The organism is Sulfuriflexus sp., assembly GCF_032250955.1.
In the GTDB taxonomy this organism is placed as follows: domain Bacteria; phylum Pseudomonadota; class Gammaproteobacteria; order AKS1; family AKS1; genus Sulfuriflexus.
On sequence record NZ_JAVVES010000117.1, the window covers coordinates 1 to 3788 of the forward strand.

The window sequence follows — 3788 nt, forward strand, 5'->3', positions numbered from 1 at the left end:
CAATTTCCAGAAAACTATCTCTATTGCTCCAAATTCGCTATATTTTTACCCACTAATTTTTCCGAAGAGCCAAAAATGAATGTTTACTTATGTTTTGCGATGCCCTGGCCGATAATGCCTGAAGGAATGAAGTTCGAGGGATAACAAACCGGGTATGTCTGCACTTGCCACGAGTTCGCTGAGCAACGAGGTTTACGTCGGTCGTCAACCGATCTTTGACCAGGCACTGAATGTGTATGGTTATGAATTGCTGTTTCGCAGCGGTCACACCGCGCACGCCAATGTGATCGACGGCAACCACGCCACCTCGCAGGTCATCATCAACACTTTCATCGAGATCGGCGTCGAACACATCACCAATAACCGCCAGACCTTTATCAACCTGACCCGCGATTTTTTGCTTGGCGAGATCCCGCTGCCGCTGCATAGCGAAAATATCGTCCTCGAGATCCTTGAGGATGTCGAGGTTGATGATGCACTGCTCGCCGCCGTGCAGAAACTCTCTACCGAGGGCTTCACCATCGCCCTGGATGATTTTGTCCTCAACGAGAAAAACCGCGCCCTGTTGCCGCACGCCGATATTATCAAGCTCGACCTCATGGCAATGGACAGCGAAACCCTGAAAAAGCACGTCCATATCTTCAAAAAACTCGACGTCAAATTGCTCGCCGAGAAGATTGAAACCGAGGCCGAGTATGAAATGTGCAGGCAACTCGGCTTTGACTATTTCCAGGGCTATTACTTCTGCAAGCCCCGGGTCATGAGCGGCAAGCACTTACCGGCAAACCGCCTCGCCCTGCTGGAGATGATCGCCAAGCTGCAGTCACCGGATTGTGACATGGACGAACTGGAACAGATTATCAGCCGTGACATCGCCATCAGTTACAAGCTCCTGCGAATCATCAATTCACCTTTTTACAGCATGACCTCGAAGGTCGATTCGATTAAAAAGGCTCTCATTGTGCTCGGCCTGAAGCAGCTGAAAAGCTGGGTGACCGTGATCGGCCTTTCCATGGTCGATGACAAGCCGGCCGAACTGGTTAACCTCTCGCTGACCCGGGCCAAAATGTGTGAGCAACTGGCGGCAGCGTTTGGCTGCAATGAAAATGCCGCCTTTACCGTTGGCCTGTTTTCCATGCTGGATGTGTTGCTGGACAAGCCCCTGACCGAACTGGTGCAACAACTGCCCCTTGATACTGACGTCACTACCGCACTATTGGCGCAGGAGGGCAAGCTGGGCGATTTATTGCGCCTGGTCACCCTGTATGAAAAGGGTGACTGGCAGGCAGTGGATGCGTTCAAGCTTGAAATGCATACCTTGCGGCAGGCCTACCTGGACGCGCTGGCATGGTCGGACACCATCACTTCCCGGATCAGCAGTTGAACTCAAGCCTCTTTCGAGAGCAGCAGGCTGCCGCTCTTATGCACGCTGGCCTGCCAGCCCCTGGCCAGCCAGGTCGTCGACACGGTTTCCGTTATCAGCCCAGGGCCTTGCAACGCCTGTCCCGCGGCGAGGGTCTCGCGGGCATAAACCGGCACGCTCCCGGCTTCCCCGAATACAGCTACCTGATTACTCGCCAGGGCCGCGCCTGAGGCTTCAAGTGCTTGCAGGACGGGCTCGGGCTCGGGGCCGCGCAAACCGACGCGCACATTGACCAGTTCCACGGGCAGATCCAGCCGGTGGCCATATCGATCCTTGTGCGCGGCATGGAAGGCTTCGCTGCTGCGTGCATGGCCCTGCCAGGCAACCGTGAAGGTATAGGACTGACCGCGATAACACAGGTCAACGGCGGCATCGATCTGCAAATCGGTTTCGGGCACACCTTCGGCCAACAGTGACTGCCGACCCTGCCCGACCAATTCCTGAATATGCGCGTCAATTACCTCCGTGGCGATCTCGGTCAGGCGGCCATTCAGGGTTCGCGACAATTGCCGCGCCCGCGGTGCCGCCAACATTCCCAGGGCAGACAGAACCCCGCCATGTACCGGCACCAGCGCCTCGCGCATTCCGAGTGCTTCAGCCAGGGCACAGACATGCACCCCCCCCGCGCCGCCAAATGACATGAGCGTGAAGTCGCGCGGGTCCACACCTCGTTGTACCGAAATCACGCGCAAGGCACGTGCCATGTGCTCGTTGGCGACACGCAAAATGCCTTCCGCGGCGGCCTCGACTGTTGTCTCGAGGGCCTCGGCGATCCGCCCCACTGCCCTGACGGCCGCCGCCACGTCCAGCGGCATCTCACCACCGAGGAAGGCATCCGCACGTAGCCGCCCGAGGACCAGGTTGGCATCGGTCACGGTGGCCCGTTCGCCACCCCGTCCATAGCAGGCCGGCCCCGGTGCGGCACCCGCCGACGTCGGCCCGACCTGCAACAGCCCGCCGGCATCGACGCTGGCAACCGAACCGCCACCGGCGCCGATTGTATGCATATCGACCATCGGTACCGACACCGGGTAACCGGCGATCTCGCCCTGGCTGGTGAGCCGCAGGTCACCATCGATCAGGGCGACATCGGTTGACGTCCCGCCCATGTCAAAGGTCAGCAAGCGTTCGCGGGCACAGGCCCGTCCCATAAAGCGCGCCCCGGCCAGACCGCCGGCCGGGCCGGACAACAACAGGTGTACCGCCTGCTGGCCGGCCTGTGCCGCATCAATGGTGCCACCAGCACTCTGCATCACCGACAGCGTGGCTGGTGCCAGGCCTTCCTGCAGGCGCTCCAGATAGCCCTGCACCAGCGGGCCAACATAAGCATTCAACCATGTGGTCATGCCGCGTTCATATTCACGGTATTCGGGAAGAATGTGGGAGGAACGCGAGACAAACATGCCCTCGGGCACGACCGCCTCGACGGCGCGCTCGGCTGTATCATCAAGGAAGGAAAACAGCAGGTTAATAGCCACCGCGTCAGGTGCCAGCGACAGCAGTTGTTGCCGTAGTTGCGCAAGCCCCGCGTCATCCAGCGCCTGCAGCACGTCCCCCTCGGCACTCAAACGTTGCGGGACCTCGAGACACAGTTCGCGTTCAACCGGCAATGCCGCGGCGACGGGCTGCAGGTTATAGAGTTCGCGCCGCGCCTGGCGGCCGATACTCAACACATCCGCCAGGCCCGTGTTGGTGATATAGGCCGTGCGCACACCCTTGCCTTCCAGCACGGCATTGGTCGCGACGGTCGATCCATGCACCACCCGCAGGCCGTCATCAAGGCTCAGCCCGAGCGCCTGTACGCCCTGCAGGATGGCCTGTTCGGGCGCCTGCGGCGTGGACAGTACCTTGTGTACCCTTAAGCCCTGTTCATCCAGAACCACAAAATCGGTAAAGGTCCCGCCCGTATCAACACCCAGCAGCATGCGACTCGTTCTCACTCAGCACGATCCGATCCCGGCCCTGCATCTTCGCCAGGTAGAGGGCCACATCGGCACGCTGCAACAGGTTGTTGACCGTATCGTCCTTTGCAACCACGGCAATGCCCTGGCTGATGGTGACGGATAACACATGCCCGCCATACTCAATCCGGGCCTTCTTGACGCGCATCCGGATACGTTCTGCCACCCGTTTTGCGGTATTCGGGCAGGCCTTGCTGAGGATAATCATGAATTCCTCACCGCCATAGCGGCTGACCGTATCGAATTCGCGCACCGCGTCTTCAAGGCAACGACTGACCTGGCGCAAGACCTCGTCGCCCGCCAGATGGCCATAGGTATCATTAATCTTTTGGCTCTTCCCCAGATGTGGTGGGTAAGATTTACCGTATAACACCATCAGGATAAAGATCCAGTCCGCCAAGGTG

The 3788-nt window shown here is 59.1% G+C and carries 3 protein-coding genes; 1 reads left to right on the plus strand and 2 read right to left on the minus strand.

Annotation, left to right across the window (positions count from 1 at the left end; genetic code table 11):
• Positions 1–154 precede the first annotated feature (154 nt).
• A complete protein-coding gene (locus RQ738_RS13305; RefSeq protein WP_314165792.1) occupies positions 155–1384 on the plus strand; it encodes an EAL and HDOD domain-containing protein in 1230 nt (409 codons plus the stop codon).
• A 2-nt stretch (positions 1385–1386) separates the two neighbouring features.
• Here the strand turns inward: RQ738_RS13305 and RQ738_RS13310 are convergent, their stop codons facing one another.
• Entirely contained in the window at positions 1387–3348 is a 1962-nt protein-coding gene (locus tag RQ738_RS13310; RefSeq protein ID WP_314165793.1) for a hydantoinase/oxoprolinase family protein, read from the minus strand.
• Positions 3332–3788: GGDEF domain-containing protein (locus RQ738_RS13315; protein ID WP_314165794.1), on the minus strand; the 457-nt coding region annotated here is incomplete at its 5' end. The genes RQ738_RS13310 and RQ738_RS13315, both read right to left, overlap by 17 nt.

Excerpts from the sequence above, each read along its gene's own strand:
- RQ738_RS13305 (WP_314165792.1), top strand. The coding sequence starts at position 155 with ATGTCTGCACTTGCCACGAGTTCGCTGAGCAACGAGGTTTACGTCGGT.
- RQ738_RS13310 (WP_314165793.1), bottom strand. The coding sequence starts at position 3,348 with ATGCTGCTGGGTGTTGATACGGGCGGGACCTTTACCGATTTTGTGGTT.